The sequence below is a fragment of the Micromonospora sp. SL4-19 genome, assembly GCF_047921475.1.
Taxonomy (GTDB): Bacteria; Actinomycetota; Actinomycetes; order Mycobacteriales; family Micromonosporaceae; genus Micromonospora.
Window position 1 is genome coordinate 21,387 of sequence record NZ_JBLROB010000007.1, and the last position, 16,408, is coordinate 37,794.

14 protein-coding genes are annotated in these 16,408 nt (G+C 70.0%); 9 read left to right on the top strand and 5 right to left on the bottom strand.

The window, feature by feature from the left end:
* Nucleotides 1-112: 112 nt before the first annotated feature.
* Nucleotides 113-1,027 carry a DMT family transporter gene (locus tag ACNAVT_RS12235; RefSeq protein ID WP_416295684.1) on the top strand — a complete coding sequence of 305 codons (915 nt, stop codon included), beginning with the start codon at nucleotides 113-115 and terminating at the stop codon, nucleotides 1,025-1,027.
* Nucleotides 1,028-1,085: 58 nt separating this feature from the next.
* Here the strand turns inward: ACNAVT_RS12235 and ACNAVT_RS12240 are convergent, their stop codons facing one another.
* Together ACNAVT_RS12240 and ACNAVT_RS12245 are read right to left on the bottom strand one after the other, a co-directional pair.
* Nucleotides 1,086-2,117 (bottom strand): hypothetical protein, encoded by a 1,032-nt coding sequence (locus tag ACNAVT_RS12240; protein ID WP_416295686.1) that lies wholly within the window; start codon nucleotides 2,115-2,117, stop codon nucleotides 1,086-1,088.
* 4 nt (nucleotides 2,118-2,121) lie between these two features.
* Entirely contained in the window at nucleotides 2,122-4,314 is a 2,193-nt protein-coding gene (locus tag ACNAVT_RS12245; protein ID WP_416295687.1) for a hypothetical protein, read from the bottom strand.
* 265 nt (nucleotides 4,315-4,579) lie between these two features.
* Here ACNAVT_RS12245 and ACNAVT_RS12250 point away from each other — a divergent pair, with 265 nt between their 5' ends.
* Together ACNAVT_RS12250 and ACNAVT_RS12255 are read left to right on the top strand one after the other, a co-directional pair.
* Nucleotides 4,580-6,277, top strand: a complete 1,698-nt coding sequence (locus ACNAVT_RS12250) for an ABC transporter ATP-binding protein (RefSeq protein ID WP_416295689.1) — start codon at nucleotides 4,580-4,582, stop codon at nucleotides 6,275-6,277.
* Entirely contained in the window at nucleotides 6,274-8,067 is a 1,794-nt protein-coding gene (locus tag ACNAVT_RS12255) for an ABC transporter ATP-binding protein (RefSeq protein WP_416295691.1), read from the top strand. The genes ACNAVT_RS12250 and ACNAVT_RS12255 overlap by 4 nt, the downstream gene beginning before the upstream one ends.
* A gap of 109 nt (nucleotides 8,068-8,176) precedes the next feature.
* Here the strand turns inward: ACNAVT_RS12255 and tuf are convergent, their stop codons facing one another.
* Complete coding sequence (gene tuf / locus ACNAVT_RS12260; protein ID WP_416295694.1) at nucleotides 8,177-9,364, bottom strand: elongation factor Tu; 1,188 nt, start codon at nucleotides 9,362-9,364, stop codon at nucleotides 8,177-8,179.
* Nucleotides 9,365-9,727: 363 nt separating this feature from the next.
* A complete protein-coding gene (locus ACNAVT_RS12265; RefSeq protein WP_416295696.1) occupies nucleotides 9,728-10,342 on the bottom strand; it encodes a dihydrofolate reductase family protein in 615 nt (204 codons plus the stop codon).
* A 501-nt stretch (nucleotides 10,343-10,843) separates the two neighbouring features.
* Here ACNAVT_RS12265 and ACNAVT_RS12270 point away from each other — a divergent pair.
* From ACNAVT_RS12270 to ACNAVT_RS12295, 6 genes are all read left to right on the top strand, one after another.
* Complete coding sequence (locus tag ACNAVT_RS12270; protein ID WP_416295697.1) at nucleotides 10,844-11,167, top strand: 2Fe-2S iron-sulfur cluster-binding protein; 324 nt, start codon at nucleotides 10,844-10,846, stop codon at nucleotides 11,165-11,167.
* A 99-nt stretch (nucleotides 11,168-11,266) separates the two neighbouring features.
* Nucleotides 11,267-12,547: a Rieske 2Fe-2S domain-containing protein gene (locus tag ACNAVT_RS12275; RefSeq protein ID WP_357444192.1), complete on the top strand. Its 1,281-nt coding sequence runs from the start codon at nucleotides 11,267-11,269 to the stop codon at nucleotides 12,545-12,547.
* A gap of 6 nt (nucleotides 12,548-12,553) precedes the next feature.
* On the top strand, nucleotides 12,554-13,045 hold the full coding sequence (locus ACNAVT_RS12280; RefSeq protein WP_357444194.1) for a hypothetical protein: 492 nt from the start codon (nucleotides 12,554-12,556) through the stop codon (nucleotides 13,043-13,045).
* Nucleotides 13,042-13,863 carry a 3-methyl-2-oxobutanoate hydroxymethyltransferase gene (locus tag ACNAVT_RS12285; protein WP_416295700.1) on the top strand — a complete coding sequence of 274 codons (822 nt, stop codon included), beginning with the start codon at nucleotides 13,042-13,044 and terminating at the stop codon, nucleotides 13,861-13,863. The genes ACNAVT_RS12280 and ACNAVT_RS12285 overlap by 4 nt, the downstream gene beginning before the upstream one ends.
* Nucleotides 13,864-13,887: 24 nt before the next feature.
* Nucleotides 13,888-14,736, top strand: coding sequence for an alpha/beta fold hydrolase (locus ACNAVT_RS12290; RefSeq protein ID WP_357444198.1), 849 nt, complete (start codon nucleotides 13,888-13,890; stop codon nucleotides 14,734-14,736).
* Nucleotides 14,736-15,344: a 2,3-bisphosphoglycerate-dependent phosphoglycerate mutase gene (locus ACNAVT_RS12295; protein WP_416295702.1), complete on the top strand. Its 609-nt coding sequence runs from the start codon at nucleotides 14,736-14,738 to the stop codon at nucleotides 15,342-15,344. The genes ACNAVT_RS12290 and ACNAVT_RS12295 overlap by 1 nt, the downstream gene beginning before the upstream one ends.
* Before the next feature lie 25 nt (nucleotides 15,345-15,369).
* Here ACNAVT_RS12295 and ACNAVT_RS12300 read toward each other — a convergent pair whose 3' ends face one another.
* The gene (locus tag ACNAVT_RS12300) at nucleotides 15,370-16,302 is read right to left on the bottom strand and encodes an ABC transporter substrate-binding protein (protein ID WP_416295704.1); all 933 of its coding nucleotides are present in this window, start codon (nucleotides 16,300-16,302) and stop codon (nucleotides 15,370-15,372) included.
* Nucleotides 16,303-16,408 lie beyond the last annotated feature (106 nt).

A 16,408-nucleotide genomic window follows, 5' to 3' on the forward strand; every position in this document is an offset into this window, starting at 1 on the left:
GGAGGAGCGATGCTGTCGTCGTTGGCCCGGCCCGTTGACCGCCCTCACGGTGCCGGGTCGTTCGTTGGCGTGGCGACACCAGAGGAGGCAAGGTGGTCTGGCCGGTTGGCCCATGGTGAGTAGCGCGGGGCAGGTGGCGGTCGGGGTGCCACTGGCTCTCGTCGCCGCCGCGGCGTTCGGGGCGTCGTCAGTGCTGCAGTTCCGCGCCTCCCAGCAGGTACCGCAGGAGCGGGCCGGCCGGCCACAGCTGCTGGTACACCTGCTCGGCGTGCCCGGCTGGCGCTGGTCGGCGGTGCTCGCGGCAATGGCGTTCGCCTGCCAGGTCGGCGCGTTGAGTCGGATGCCACTGATCCTGGTGCAACCGCTGCTGGTGAGCGGGCTGATCTGGTACGTCCTGCTGTTCGCCGCGAGCAGGCACGTCCGGCCCGACCGTGGGTTGCTGGTGGAGTCGGCGTTGTGTCTGTTCGGGCTCAGCGCCTTCCTGCTGATCGCCCGGCCGACCCCCGGTTACGGGCGGGGACTCAACTCGTTCTGGCCCGCGGTGCTGCTTCTCTTCGTCCTGGCGGTATCGGTCGGGCTCTGCCTGCTGACGGCGTTGCGACTGGATCGCCGGTGGCGCCCGCTGCCGTTGGCCCTTGCGGCCGGCATCTGTTACGGCGTGACCGCCGGACTGATCAGCAGCCTGACCCACCTCCATCTGGCCCCACTGGCCGTGTTCGGACAATGGCAGATCTACGCCGTCATCGTGCTCGGTCCGGTGGGTGTGCTGTTGAGCCAAAACGCTTACCAGGCCGGACCGGTAGGGGCACCGGCCCTGGCCACCATCACCGTCACTGACCCGTTGGTGGCCATCGCGGTCGGGCTGCTCTGGTTGAACGAGCGGATCGCAAGTGGCCTCTGGGCGTTCCTGGGCGAGGTACTCGCCCTGGGGGTGGTGGCCAGCGCGGTCTACTTCCTCGCCCGGCGGGCACCCCACGCCAGCGCCCGGTACGGGGGCAAAGGACTACCAGAAGCTCCCAGCCGTTAGCACCCGGCCACCACCTGGCCGGCCGTTCCGGCCTCACCTGGACCTGATCGGCCCCATCTCAAACACGCTCTGAACGGCGCTCCGCCACGGCGGCGTCGAACCAGTCCCGCAGGTCCTCGCCGGCGGGCGGGGTGCGCGGGTCTGCGGCGTCGGGTTCGGGGTTACGCAGGTGGCGGAGCACCTTCCCGGCGATCGGGAGTAGCGAGGTGATCGGCTCCAGGTCGAAGCCGCGCCCGGCCAGCACCGGCAGGCCCTCAAGGTGGTATCCCCGCTGCTCTTGGTGGCCCACCTGCCAGGTCAGCTCCGGCAGGGTGCGGCGTACGCACTCCAACGTGTAGAACGCGACCGCGTCGATCAGCGCGAGGGACTCGTCCGACCAGGCGACCGGAGCGATGAGCGGACTGCGTCCGTACCACATCGGCAGGACGGCGTCCTTCGGGCGCTGGAAGACGCCCCCGGTCTCGAGTATCACCTTTTCCCGGGGAGCGTCGGTGGGGCGCAGCTGGAGGTGGCCGATGGCCCAGCTCCACAGCGGGGCCAGGCTGTCGCGGGAATGGTCGAGCCGTTGCGGTCCGCCGGTCCGGGCGGCCTGGTCACGCAGCCAGGCGAGCCGTTCGTCCCCGGCGGCCAGGTAGCGCCGCAGGTAGTCCTCGGGGGGCTCGGTGCTGGTGCTGAGGACCATCCCGGTGGGCGTGGTGGCGTCCCCGCCCGGGGAGATCATGTCGAGCACCTGGCGGAGCGGCGCACCCGTGACGTCGCCCTCCTCGACGATGAACCGGGCGCCGGTCACCTGCGCCAGTTCCTGCAACACCTCGACGATCGGGGTCACCTCGGCCCGGTATCCCGCGGCGGGCCGTAGGGGGAAGGCGTCCCCGATCGACACCACCAGCTCGCTGACCCCCGTCCTGCCGGGATGGACGAACCACTGAGTGCTGATCCGCTCGCCGTCCCAGATCAGCTCGGCGTACTCCCCGGCGGCAACGCCCTCGTGGAGATCCGGATCGTTGCCGAGCACCCTGCTGAGCAGGGCGACGGTGGTCGCCCTGCTCAGCTCGGCCCCGGACGGGACGACACCCATTTCCAGGCTCACTGCATCAGACTCCGCTTGGTGCGTGAATCGTGAATTCGATGTTGTTGTTCTTCAGGCACTCCAACAGCGGAGGGGCGATGCCGATGCTGTTGAAGCCCTCGTGCGCGAGGAAGTGCCAGTGTACTTTCTTGATGTTCTGTTGCTTGTGAACGGCCTTGCCTTCGGGAGTGACGATCCAGGCGTCCTTCAGGCACTCGTCGATCAAGCTCTCGATCCACATGGGCACGCCGGTCTTGACCTCGTGCAGGGTCACGTTGCCGTCGTCATCCGTCTCGGCGCAGTCGGCCTTGCGGTGCTTCGACCGGGCACGCGGGTAGCCCGGCGTGGGCACAAGATGCTGAGGGGCGCAGTTCTGCAGGAGACCGGCCAGGGCAGCCTCGCCGGCCTTGGCGTTGCGCTGAGGCCTGACCGGGTCGCCCGACGTGTGGTTGGGCAGCTTCATCGCGTCCTCGATCGACTTCCACTTGGTGCGGTCACCCTTGGACAGCTTGCGGATGTCGGCATCGCTGAAGCGTGACCTGGCAGACGTCGTGGCGAAGTTGAACGTCTGGTCTCCGCCCTGCAGATAGGCGTAGGTCTCGCCGAGGATCAGCTCGAGGGCCGCGTCCTTGACGAGGTCCGGAACCTTGTCGTAGCGCGTGACGAACCGCAGTGTCTCGTCCAGGCGGTGGATGTAGCGCACGACGAAGCGGGCCGCCTTGCCCGGAATCGCGATCGCGTCACCCACGTAGGGCACGACCCCGAGAATGCTCAGGCCCGCACTGACCCAGTCACCGTGGATGAGCCCGGCGATGGTGTCGCGCAGGTCGGCCAGGCCGCCGAGGATCCAGCCGACCACCGGGATCGCGCTGAGGCCGCCGGAGCACAGGCTTCCCGCGAGCCAGGCCATCGAGTCGCGCGGCGAGAAGTCCCCGGCGAACATCCCGAGCAGGAAGTCGGTGACGTAGGTCCACTTGCTGATCTGCTGGTCCGGTCGGCCAGGATCGAGGCCCTGGTCGTCGACGTGGACCGACTCGTAGTCATCCCGCAGCCCGTCGCCGTCGGAGTCGGGGTTGAGCGGGTTGATCCCCCAGTCGTTGACCTCCGCACCGTCGGACAGGCCGTCGCCATCGCTGTCCACGTTGTTGACGTCGGTGAGGATCTCCTCCTCCTCGACGTCCGACAGCCCATCACCGTCGGTGTCGGTGAGATCCGGCGCGGGGACGATCGGTGGCGCGCCGCCGCCCAGCGGGGGGCCGGGTCGCGGGTCCGCCACCAGGGGGTTCGTGCCACGAGCGACCTCGTCGCCGTCGGTGACGCCGTCGCCGTCGGTGTCCGGCTCCGTCGGCGAGGTGCCGAGCTCCTGCTCACGCAGGTTGGTCAGGCCGTCGTTGTCGAGGTCCTCCTGCCCGTCCGGGGTCCCGTCCCCGTCGCTGTCGGCGCTGTTGGCTTTCGTCCAGCCGGTCAGCTGGTAGATCTCGAACTTGTCGGTGAGGCCGTCGCCGTCGGAGTCGGCCAGCAGCGGGCTCGCTCCGAAGCGCAGTTCCACCACGTCGGTCACGCCGTCGCCGTCGTGGTCGCCGTCGTAGGTGATGCCGAGCCGGGTCAGCACGTTGAAGCCGTTGCGCCAGGCATTGGCGGACTGGATCGTCGCCGGCTCCGGATTAGCCTTGCGGAGCATGTCATCGGCCTTGGCCAGGTTGACCTTGGCCGCGGCGAGGTCCGCAAACGCCTCCGCCAGGCCGGCCGGGGCGGGCGCCGGCGGCGGGCTGGCCCGGAACGGGCCGATCGTCGCCTCGGCATCCTGGATCGCCGCGTCCGCCAGCAGGCGCACCCCGGTGAGGGTGCCCACCAGCGCGACCACGTGGGCCTGCTCGGCCTCCCCGTTGGGCGGGCTGGCGCCGGTGAGCCGGCTCTTGAGGAACGACTCCAGCTGCTTGAGGTTGTCGAACGCGACCTCGCCCTCGCTGGCGCTCTTGAGCCGGGCGCCGTCGAAGTACCGGCTGCGGACGTCCGCCAGCACCGGGTCGATTCGGCTGTCACCCAGCCCGCTGCCCACGTACGGGCGCACCGCCTCGGTGGACTCGGTGACGGAGACCTTGGCATCCCGCGTGTATTCGGCGGCGGGAATCTTTGCGACCTCCGCCTCCCAGAGACGCCCACCTGCCGATGCTTCGCCGGCGAAGATCGCCAGCTGCGCGACGACCGCAGTCGCCACCGCCGCAGCGAGGCTCCTTCGTCGCAACCTTGCATGGAGACCCATACATACTCCCATCTATCGATTAGTGAGCATGGCGGGAAGCGTAGGAAAGAAACTTGACGCGGTGTGTCCCTCCTCCACATGTTGAGATGGACGCCAACACCGGACGCCATGCTGCGATGAGGTGCAGGGGCGCTCGCGGCGCGAGCTTGATCGGTAACCTGGACCAGTGCCCCCGCAGCTCCCTCATCCCGAGCCTGGCGTGCCGGATACGAGGGGGCCGATGTGGTACATGTGGTGGCTGGTCCGCTGTCAGCCGTGGCGGGTGCTGCGCGGCAGCCTGATCGGCACGGCCTGGATGCTCGGGTTGTCGGTGCGGCCGTACCTCGTCGCCCGCGCCATCGACGATGGCCTGCGCGCATCCGATCACCGGGCGCTGCTGTGGTGGGTGGCCGCGATCGTCGTCGCGGGGGTGGGCCTGGCGTACCTCGGCATCATGCGGCACCGCACGATGACGTTCGTCCGGGAGGATGCCACGGCCCGCTCCGCGGCCGTCCTGCTGCGTCAACTGTCCAGGATCGGCGCCGTGCTGCCGCGCAAGCTCGCCGCCGGGGAGGTCGCCACCGTCGGCGGCACCGATATCACGCACACGTCGGCGGTGCTGACGATCACCGGGCCGGGCGTCGGAGCGGTCCTCGCGTACGCGTTCGTCGCCGTCGTCCTGTGGTCGGTTTCCCCGTTCCTTGCGCTCTTCGTGCTGCTCGGCGTGCCCGCGATGGTGATGGTCGTCGGTCCGCTGCTGCGCCGCCTCGAACGGGTCGAGTCGGTCTACCGGCACCAGCAGGGCATCCTCACCACCCGCGCCGGGGATGTCGTGGCCGGGCTGCGCGTACTCGCCGGGGTCGGCGGGCGTGGGCTGTTCGCCCGCAGGTACGCGGCGCGCTCCCAGAACCTGCTGGCCGAGGGATACCGGGTCGGCGCCGTGAACAGCTGGATCGAGGCACTGACGATCGTCATCCCGGGCCTCTTCCTGGCCGCCGTGGTGTGGTTGGCGGCGCGGATGGCCGCGGCCGGCGACATCACGATCGGGCAGATGGTCGCCGTCTACGGGTACGTGGCGATCCTCGTCGTGCCGGTCTGGTTCCTCCTGGAGGGCGGCTACCAGGTGATCAGGGGCCGGGTCGCCGCCCGCCGGATCATCACCCTGCTCAACCTGACCCCGGACGACGCCGCGCCGCCTGCGCGGGCCGGTGGGAGGGAAGTCCTGCCCGCGCCGGACCGCCCCGCCGAACTGCACGATCCCGCCACCGGGCTGACGGTACCCGCCGGGCGGCTGTTCGCCGTCGCCGCCGACGATCCGGCCGAGGTCATCGCGCTGGCCGACCGCCTCGGGCGGTTCGTCGCCAGCGACGTGACCTGGGGCGGCGTACCGCTGGACGGGATCGCGCTCGACGAGGTACGGGCTCGGATCCTCGTCGCCGACCACGACTCCTACTTCTTCGCCGGGACGCTGCGGGAGATTCTGCGTACCCGGGCGGGCACCGGCGACGCCGACATCAGAGCGGCCCTGCATGCCGCGTCCGCTGAGGACGTCGTCGATGCCCTGCCCGACGGGCTCGCCGCGCCGATCGGCACACGGGCCCGAACCCTTTCCGGCGGCCAGCGACAACGCATACGCCTCGCCCGGGCACTGCTCGCCGAACCGGACGTACTGATCCTCATCGACCCGACGTCAGCCGTGGACGCGCACACCGAGGCGCGCATCGGGCAGCGACTCCGGGCGGCGCGGGCCGGACGAACCACGATCGTGCTGGCTACGTCGCCGCTGCTGCTCGGGTGCGCCGACACGGTCGCGCACCTGCGCGAAGGCCGGATCGTGGCCGCCGGCACCCACCTCGAGCTGCTCGAACAGGACCCGAGCTACCGGGCGCTGGTGTCCCGGGACAGCGAGTCCGCCGACATCGACGGAGCGGTACGGTGACCGGGCTCCCCGTCGCGGACCGGGCCACCGTCCGCCGGGCCGCGCTGAACCTCATCGCCGTGGACCGCCGCGCGGTCGCCATCGTCCTGCTCCTGCACGGCGCCGCCGCTGTCGCCGGCCTCGCCGCACCACGGCTGCTGGGCAGGATCGTGGACGAGGTCGGCGCCGGCGCCGGTGCCGGCGCCGTGGACCGCCTGGCGCTCGCGATCGGCGGATGCGTGCTGGCCCAAGGGCTGCTCGCCAGGTACGCCCAGTACGCAGGCCACCGATTCGGCGAGCGTGCCGTCGCCCGGCTGCGCGAGGAGTTCGTCTCGCGGGCGCTCGACCTGCCCGTCTCCGTCGTCGAACGCGCCGGCACCGGCGAGCTTGCCACCCGCAGCTCGGTTGATGTGACGACCGTCGGGACCACCGTCCGAGACGTGGTGCCCGTCATCGTCATCGCCTCGACACAACTGGCGCTCCTGTTCGGCGCGATTTTCCTGCTGCACCCGCTGCTCGGCCTGGTCGCCCTGATCGGGCTACCGTCGATCTTCGCGGTCAGCCGCTGGTACCTGCGTCGCGCCCGGCCGGCGTACCTCGCCGAGGGGGCGGCGACCGCCGACCTGACCGAGGCGCTCACCACGACCGCGGAGGGCGCCCGCACCGTCGAGGCGCTCCGTCTTGGCGCCGACCGCACCGCGTACGGCACGCAGCGCATCGGCCAGGTGTGGGCCACCCGCCGGGCGACCCTGGCCCTCCGGTCCGTCTTCTTCCCGGTGGTGGAGGCGAGCTACGCGCTTCCGATCGCCGCGGTGCTGCTCATCGGCGGGTTCTTCCTGACCCGAGAAATGGTGACGCTCGGCGAGGTGGTCGCTGCCGCGCTCTATCTCCAGCAGGCGATCGATCCCCTGGACCGGCTGCTGCAGTGGGTGGAGCAGGCGCAACGAGGCCTCGCCTCGTTCGCCCGCGTGCTCGGTGTCGGCCAGAAGACCGAACCGGAGAACCGATCCGGCTCCGTCACGGCCGCCCCGGCCACAATCGGGATACCGGAACCGCGCGGCACGGCGGGCCCGCCGTCCGGGCGGCTCGTGGTGCGCGGCGCGAGATTCTCGTATGCCGACGGCCGCGATGTGCTGCACGGGATCGACCTCGAGATGCGCCCTGGCGAACGCCTCGCCATCGTCGGCCCGTCGGGTGCCGGGAAGTCCACCCTCGCGCGGTTGCTCGCCGGAATCGACGCGCCGCGCGAGGGTGTGGTGAGCCTCGATGGCCACCCGATCACCGACCTCGACCCGGCCGAGCGGCGCCGCCGGATCGCCCTCGTCACCCAGGAGCACCACGTCTTCATCGGCTCGCTACGCGACAACCTCGCCTTCGCCGCCCCCGACGCGACCGACGAGCAGATGCGCTCCGCACTGGCCGCCGTGGGCGCCGACTGGCATGCCGACCTGCCCGAGGGCCTCGACACGCAAGTCGGCGACGGCGCCCGCGCACTCGCTGCCGCCGACGCCCAACAGCTCGCGCTGGCGAGGCTCGTGCTCGCCGACCCGCACACGCTGATCCTCGATGAGGCGACCGCCGCGCTCGATCCGACAACCGCTCGGCGCACCGAACGGGCGCTCGCCGCCGTAGTCACCGGTCGTACCGTGATCGCCATCGCGCACCGTCTCAACACCGCGCACGACGCCGACCGGGTGGCAGTGATCGAGGACGGCCGGATCACCGAACTCGGCAGCCACGACGACCTCGTCCGCGCCGGTGGCGCCTACGCCGCCCTCTGGCGCTCCTGGCACGGAGGTGACAACCAATGACCCGTGGCAGGCCGGGTTCCTTGTCTGCTTCCACGAGCATCGCCTGCTGCTCGCCGGGCAGCCCGCACGGGAGGGGCCCCTTGTGGGGCAAGGGGCCCCTCCACGCACCTCAGTCGAGCAGTTCGGTCACCGTGCCGGCGGCCACCGTGCGGCCACCCTCCCGAACCGCGAATCCGAGCCCGACATCCATCGCGATCGGCTTGCCCAGCTCCACCGACAGGTCAACGGTGTCACCCGGCACGACCATCGTCACGTCACCGAGGTCCACCGACCCGACCACGTCCGTCGTACGGAAGTAGAACTGCGGCCGGTAGTTGGCGAAGAACGGTGTGTGGCGCCCACCTTCCGCCGGGGTCAGCGCGTAGAGCCTGGCCCGGAACCGCTGGTGCGGCGTGACGCTGCCCGGCAGCGCCACCACCTGACCCCGCTGCACCTGGTCGCGCTTGATCCCACGCAGCAGTACGGCGGCGTTGTCCCCGGCCTCGGCGGTCGCCAGCGACTTGCCGAAGGTTTCCAGCCCCGTCGCCACGGTCGACAGCGTCGGGCCGAGGCCGACGACCTCCACCGGTTCGCCGACGCGCAGGACGCCCCGCTCGATCGCGCCGGTCACCACGGTTCCCCGCCCGGAGATCGTCAGCACGTTCTCGATCGGCATCAGGAACGGCTCGCCGAGCTCGCGGGGTGGCACCGGAACGTATCGGTCGACAGCGTCGAGCAGCTCCACGATGGACGACACCCAGCGCGGGTCGCCCTCGAGAGCCCGCAGCGCCGACACCCGTACGACGGGCACCTCGTCGCCGGGGAACCCGTACTCGGACACAAGCTCCCGGACCTCGAGCTCGACCAGGTCGAGCAGTTCCGGGTCCTCGACCGCGTCGGCCTTGTTCATCGCCACCACCAGGTAGGGCACGCCGACCCGCCGAGCGAGCAGCACGTGCTCGCGGGTCTGCGGCATTGCCCCGTCAAGCGCGGAGACGACCAGGATTGCCCCGTCGACCTGCGCCGCCCCCGTGATCATGTTCTTCACGAAGTCGGCGTGGCCGGGCATGTCCACGTGGGCGTAGTGCCGGGTCGCGGTCTCGTACTCGACGTGGGCGATGTTGATGGTGATGCCGCGCGCTACCTCCTCCGGCGCCCGGTCGATGCCGTCGAAGGACACGAACCGGTTGACGGCGGGGTCGCGGTCGGCGAGAACCTTGGTGATGGCGGCCGTCAGGGTCGTCTTGCCGTGGTCGACGTGACCCATCGTGCCGATGTTGAGGTGCGGCTTCGCGCGCACGAACTGGCTCTTGGCCATGATGGAACTCCACGCTGGGAACGAGTTGGCTGATGACGAACGCGGGCGGGTGCCACTCCGCGGAAACCGCGCCAGAACCGCATGTCGCGGCGCGCCTGTGGGGGGCAGCGCCGGAGCACCGGGCCACCCTCCTCCGTGGTTCTGCCGGAGCGGGAGGAGGGTCAGCCTCGGGTATCAGCCAGCCACGCGCACACGCCAGCGGCGCCCGGCAGGTGGAAACCTGCGGGCAGCACAGAGCCGACGGTGCCGAACATGGCGATCACGTTAGCCTTGAACCTTCGTTGGGGCGACCGATATTCCCTGTCGGAACCACCCGGGTGCTACGCGCCGACGGGATGCCGGCCACCCTCCCCGCGAAGGCGGCTATTCTCCTGCGGGTACCTGGTCCTTGACCTCGTCGTAGCCGACCTTGGCGGGTGCCGCGACCGGCGAGTAGATCACGCGGATAACGCCCGTCGGAAACACCTCCGTCGCCGACAAGCTGAAGTGGTATGGCAGGTCGCCGTCGTCGAACAGCTTGCGGCCCTTACGCGCCGCCACCGGATGCACCAGCAGGCGCAGCTCATCGACCAGCCCCGCGGCGAGCAGTTGCTGCACCACGGAGATCGACCCGGGGATGAGGATGCCTTTGACGCCGGCATCGGCCTTGAGTGAGGTGACGGCACCGAGGAGATCGCCCTGGATCAGCTCTGAGTTGCGCCACGAGAACTCCAGCGGCTGGCGCGAGACGACCACCTTGCGCACGTCCCCGAGTTGCTTGGCGAACGGTGCGTCGTCCCCACCCGCGGCCTCGCGGTCGGGCCAGGCTCCGGCGAAGCTGTCGTAGGTCTCACGGCCGATGAGCAGCACGTCAGCGGTGTCATAGTCCTCGCCTACGGCGCGGCCCATGTTCTCGTCGAAGTACGGGAAGTGCCAATCGGGGTCGATCTCGGCCACACCGTCGGCCGAGATGAACAGCGTGGAGATGACCTTTGCCATCGGGGTGATCCCTTCGAGTCAGGTGATGTCGGTAGGTAGACCCGCGCAGCAGCCCAAACTTATCGGCCAGCCATAGATCCGTCCCGACACAGAGTCGGCATGTCGCGGCCCGGCGGGCCAGACTCCTCAGCCGCACGCCGCCTGGATAGCGATATCTCATGGCGGGAAAGGCGGATGCGAGGCATGTACGTGCGCCTGTCCACGGACTGATTCGTCGGGATCCGGTTGCAGGATTTGCCTGATGTGAGCTGCGGTCGCCATCCACCACCGGACCTGAATTGCCGAGGTCTGTCCCGCGCGACGTGCCGACGTCGGTAGATCCGAGCCGAGGCCGCTGCATGACGGCGTCGTGGCGCCCCCGGCGATGACCCGACAGACCGACACCGAACCACCCGCGCGCGCTGGCCAGGCCGCTTCGGCTCGATGAGCACGTGGCGGTTGACGCAGGTCGCATCTTCGGTAGAATGGTTAGGCCATTGGCTGTTGAGAAGGAGCTTTCGGGTGCCGAAGGTCGTGTACGTGGGCAGTGACGGCGACACGCGGATCGTCGATGCGGCGGTCGGTGAGAACGTCATGAGCGCGGCCCTCCGCAACGGAGTGCCCGGCATCATCGGCGAGTGCGGAGGCAACAACTCCTGCGCCACGTGTCATGTCTGGGTCCGCGACGAGTTCACGGCCACCGTCGGCGGGCCCGGTGACCTCGAGGACGACCTGCTCGACCTGGGCGTCGAGGACCGACGCGACTGCAGTCGGCTCGGCTGTCAGATCGAGCTCACCGAGGACCTGGACGGCCTGACGGTCGACGTTCCGCCCACGCAGCCCTGACTCCCGCCGTCTTATAGCGCCCCTTGTTCGGCGGGCTCGCGCCCATTGCCTTCTGTCTAATGGTCTGATAGTTATACGTCAGACCGGAAGGAACCCACGATGCTTCGCACCGAGATCAACGAACTCCTCACCCAGACGGGCCCCGGTACGCCGATGGGTGAGCTCTTCCGTCGCTACTGGCAGCCCGTGCTCCTGGCCGAGGAGCTGCCGGACAACGACTGCCCGCCGGTCCGGGTGAAGATCCTCTCGGAGCGGCTCATCGCCATCCGCGACTCCGACGGCAACTACGGGCTGATGGACGAGTTCTGCGCACACCGCGGTGTCTCCCTGTGGTTCGGACGCAACGAGCAGGGCGGGCTGCGTTGCCCCTACCACGGCTGGAAGTACGACTACACCGGTCAGGCGATCGAGGTCCCCAGCGAGCCGGAGACCAGCAACTTCTGCGCCAACGTGAAGCTGAAGTCGTACCCGATGGTGAAGCGCGGTGACGTGCTCTGGGCCTACCTCGGGGACCCCGCGAAGCAGCCCCCGCTGCCGGAGTGGGAGGCCTACACGGTCCCGGACGGACAGGCGTTCACGTCCAAGCGTCTCCAGGAGTGCAACTGGCTCCAGGCGCTAGAGGGCGGCATCGACTCCAGCCACGTCACGTTCCTGCACGGCGGAAACCTGGAGAGCGACCCGCTCTTCCAGGGGTCGAAGGGCAACGAGTACAACAAGGGTGATCTCAAGCCGTTCTTCGAGGTCGTCGACTCCGAGGGCGGCCTGCTCATCGGCGCCCGCCGCAACGCCGAGGAAGGGCACTACTACTGGCGCGTGACGCCGTGGGTGCTTCCGAACTTCACCATGGTGCCTCCGCGCGGCGACCACCCGGTTCACGGCCACTTCTGGGTGCCGATCGACGACGAGAACTGCTGGGCCTACAGCTTCGACTACCACCCGACCCGCGAGCTCACCGAGACCGAGGTTGCCGCCATGCGGGCCGGCAAGGGTGTCCACAGCGCCAACGACGCGGCCTACCGCCCGCTCGCCAACAAGGACAACGACTACCTGATGGACCGGGAGGCCCAGCGCCGCGGGGAGACGTACTCGGGCATCGAGGGCATCGCGCTGCAGGACTCCTCGCTCCAGGAGTCCATGGGTCCGATCGTCGACCGGACCAAGGAGCGCCTCGTCGCCACCGACGCCGGCATCATCAAGGCCCGTCAGAAGCTCCGTAAGGCCGCGCTGGCGCTGCAGGAAGGCACCGAGCCGGTCGGGAACCGGCCCCAGGACCAGAAGGTGCGCTCGGTCGCCATCGTGCTGCCCGCCGACCAGTCCTTCGTCGAGGGGATCGGCGAGGCCATGATCGCCAAGCCGGGCGTCCCCCAGACCACGGTCTGAGTCACCGTGGCCAAACAGCTCTCGATCCCGGCCGGCGTCAGCGCCTGCGCCGAGGCCACCACCGCCAAGGAGGCGGCGTTCCGCATCGACTACCCGCTCGCGGCGACACGCAACACGAGGGTCATCGCGCTCGACCCCGCAGCCGAGGAGATCGTGCGTCGCACGGCCTCGATGGAGTGGGGCCAGGCCCGGTTCTACAGCGTCACCGACCCGGGGCTGACTCTCGTCACCACAGCCGGAGAGTCGGTCGAGCTGGCCGATGCGCTCGACGACAGCAACACCGTCGTCCTGGTGTCGGTGGACGGCTCCAACGCTGAGGCCGTCGGCACGATCGGTGCCGCCTGCAAGGTCCGCGGCATCATGACGGCCGGCCTGGTCGTCACACCCGGTGCCCTCACCAGCGAGGCGCTCTTCCACCTCCGTCCCCACGCCCGGATCCTGCTGGTCCCGGCCGAGGAGGACGACCTCGTCGAGCTGCTCCGAGCGACCCGGGCATGAGCATGGGGACGACGCCGAAGGTCACCGTTCCGTCGCTCCGAGCGATGAAGGCCGCGGGTGAGAAGAGTGTCTGCTTCGTCGCCTGGGACTACCAGATGGCGCAGCTGGCCGACCGCGCCGGCGCTGACATCGTCTCGGTCGGCGACACGGTCGGGGTGAACCTGTGGGGCCAGGCCCACCCGCTCGAGATCACGCTGGACGAGCTGCTGGTCGTCGCCAAGGCGGTGCGCCGCGGGGTGCAGAGAGCCCTGCTCAGTGCCGACTTCCCGTTCGGGCCGCTCCAGGAGGGCACTGCGACCGCAGTCAGGGCCGCCGTCCGACTGGTGAAGGAGGCCGGTGTCGACCTGGTGAAGCTCGACGGCGCTTCGCAGCACCCCGAGGCAGTCGAGGCGATCACGCGTGCGGGCATCCCGGTCTTCCCGCAGTTCGGCATCACGCCCCAGACGTCGCTGAAGTACGGCATCGAGTACTCCGCCGCCAGCAGCGCCCAGGTCCCGGACGAGATGCTGGAGCAGCTCGTCACCGAGGCCAAACGGCTCGAGGCGGCCGGCGCCGTTGCGCTCAACTTCACCAACTCCGGTCCGGTCGTCGGCCCGGTGGTGGTCGATGCCGTGGACATCCCGGTGCTCGGCGGCTTCGGCGGCGGCCCCTGGCTGGACGGCCGGATCCGCATGGTCACGGCCGCGATCGGCTACGACGCGGGCAACGTCGACAAGGAGCCCGACACCTACGCCAACGTCGCGAAGGTGGCCTACGACGCGCTCGTCGAGTGCGCCTCCGACATCCGCGGCGCCCGGAAGCTCCGCGGACAGAAGTAGAGCACCAGACACAGAGGAGCAGCCGTGCCCATCGTCGACCTCGACGGCATCCCCACCCGTTACGAGAGCATCGGCAGCGGGCCGGCTGTTCTCATGTTCAGCCCCGGCGGGTTCGACTCGAGCCTCGAGAACTGGACGACGTTCGGCCGGTACAAGGATCTCGGCTTCATCCCCGCCCTCTCGCAGAGCTACACCTGCATCGTCTTCGACCGGCGCGAGTCCGGGCGGTCGGGTGGCCGGCTCGAACGGCTGTCCTGGGACAAGTACGTCGCCCAGGCCGTCGCCCTGCTCGACCACCTCGGCATCGAGGACGCCCACGCGATGGGCGGCTGTGTCGGCTGCTCGACCGCCGCCCTGCTCGCGGTCGCCCACCCGCAGCGCGTGCGCTCGATGGTCCTGTTCTCCCCGGCCGGTGGGGTGACCTACCGCGCCGCTCAACAGCGCCGCTTCACCCAGCACCTCGGCTTCGTCGCGGAACACGGGTTGCAGGCCGTCGTCGAGCTGGCCCGCTCGACGGACGCCGGCTTCAGCAAGGATCCACGGGTCGGCCCGTGGGCGGCGGCGCTGCGCACCGATGACGCCTTCGCGGCGAGCTATGCCGGGCGCGATGCCGGCCGCTACGCCACCATCGTCAGCGGAACGGCTCGGCTCCTCTTCGACCGCGACACCGTGCCCGGCCCCGAGCCCGAGGACCTGCAGGTCCTCGACGTCCCGGCGCTCATCGTCCCGGGTGAGGATCTCTCCCACACCCGCTCCGCTGCGCGCTATCTGCAGGAGTGCCTGCCCGACAACGAGTACTGGGACGTGCCGGTCGCCGAGCAGACCCCGGAGTCGTCCCAGCGGCGGGTGCTGGACTTCCTCGGGCGGCACTGATGCTCGTCCTGGCCCGCCACGGTGAGAGCGCGTGGAACGCGGCCGACCGGTTCGCGGGCTGGGCCGACGTCGCGCTCACCGAGGCCGGCCGAGAAGAGGCCCGCTCGACCGGCGTCCGGCTGCGCGCGAACGGGATCTCGCCGAACGTCACGCACACGTCGTTGCTCGCTCGCGCGCGCGACTCCGCGGACCTCATCCTGGACGCGTGCGGGGTTCCCGACGCTCCGGTCCTGCGCACCGCGCGGCTCAACGAACGCCACTACGGCGCCCTGCAGGGGATGCCGCGCGCCGAGGCCGCCGAGCGCTACGGCGCCGCTCGCGTCGCCCGCTGGCGGCGTGGCATCGACGCCCGGCCGCCCGTCGACGCCGACGGCAGGGCCGAGAGCCTGTCCGACGTACGCGAGCGGTTGCGACCGTACGTCGACGACGAGCTGTTCCCCGCCCTCGACGCGGGCCACACCGTCCTGGTCGTCTCGCACGGCAACACGCTCCGCATGCTCGCCCAGCTGCTCGAAGGCCTCAGCGACGACGACGCCTCGGCGCTCGTGGTGCCGACCGGGAGCGCGCGCGTCTACGAGGCCGGCAGCGGCCTGCGCCGGGTCTGCTGACCTGTCCCGGACGGGTTGACGACTGTCAGTCGTGCAGGCGCAGCGTGTTGGCGACGAAGACGTCCTCCAGTGCGAGGGAGCCGGTCAGGATGTGCTGGGCGCGGGCATGCTTGAGCAGCTCGGTGAGCACCTTTCGGTTCGCCTCGAGCCCGTAGGGGAGCGGGTCCGCCCCCGTCTCGGCCAGGATCCGGCCGAGCAGCCGGTCGTCCTTGCTCTCCACGAGGCCGCGACCCAGCTTCTGCACGTAGCGACGCTTCGCCTCCGCGAACGCCTCGAAGAGCGCGACCGAGAGGTCGGGGTCCTCCGCGAGCAGCGAGTCCTTCACGACCACGAGGTGGTTGATCGGGAAGATCCCGCGCTCGAGAAGCATCCTCATCCCCGCCTCGGTCGGCTTCGGGATGAGCGGCACGACGTCGGGGTGCTCGATCCCGGCGTTGACGACCGCGTCCAGCTCACCGGCGAGCAGCATCTCCTCGAGCGAGCGGCCCTTGGGCGCGGGAACGACGTTCGTCGGAGGGACGTACGTCGCCACGTGCTCGTCGCCCGAGAGCATCCAGGTGACCGAGTCGAGGTCGAGCCCGTGCTCGGCGAGCGCCGCACGCGCCCAGACGCCTGCGGTCACGGTGTAGCCCCGGTTGACGCCGACCCGGGCCCCGGCCAGATCCTTCGGCGTGCTGATCGAGCCGTCGCGCAGCACCTGGATCTTGCCGTGGTGGAAGCCGCGGACGAGGAAGACCGGGAGGGCGGTGAAGGCGGCGCCGTGCTCCTTGGCGGTCAGGTACGTCGTGAGCGCCATCTCGGCGATGTCGTACTCGAGACCGCGGACCATCTTGCGGAAGCCCTTGACCAGCACCGGCTCGTCGGCGAACGCCAACGAGTAGCCCGGAAGGTCGATCTCACCATCGACAAGGGCTCGGTTGGCGCCCTGCGGGCGGGTCAGGGTCAGCAGCTCGGGCATGGGGCTCCTCGCGGGCGGCGCAGCGGATCTCGGGCAGATGGGCCGTTGGAGGTGAGTCAGTGACCCGCCTCATGGCCCGATGATATGCTGGTCAGACCATTCTGCC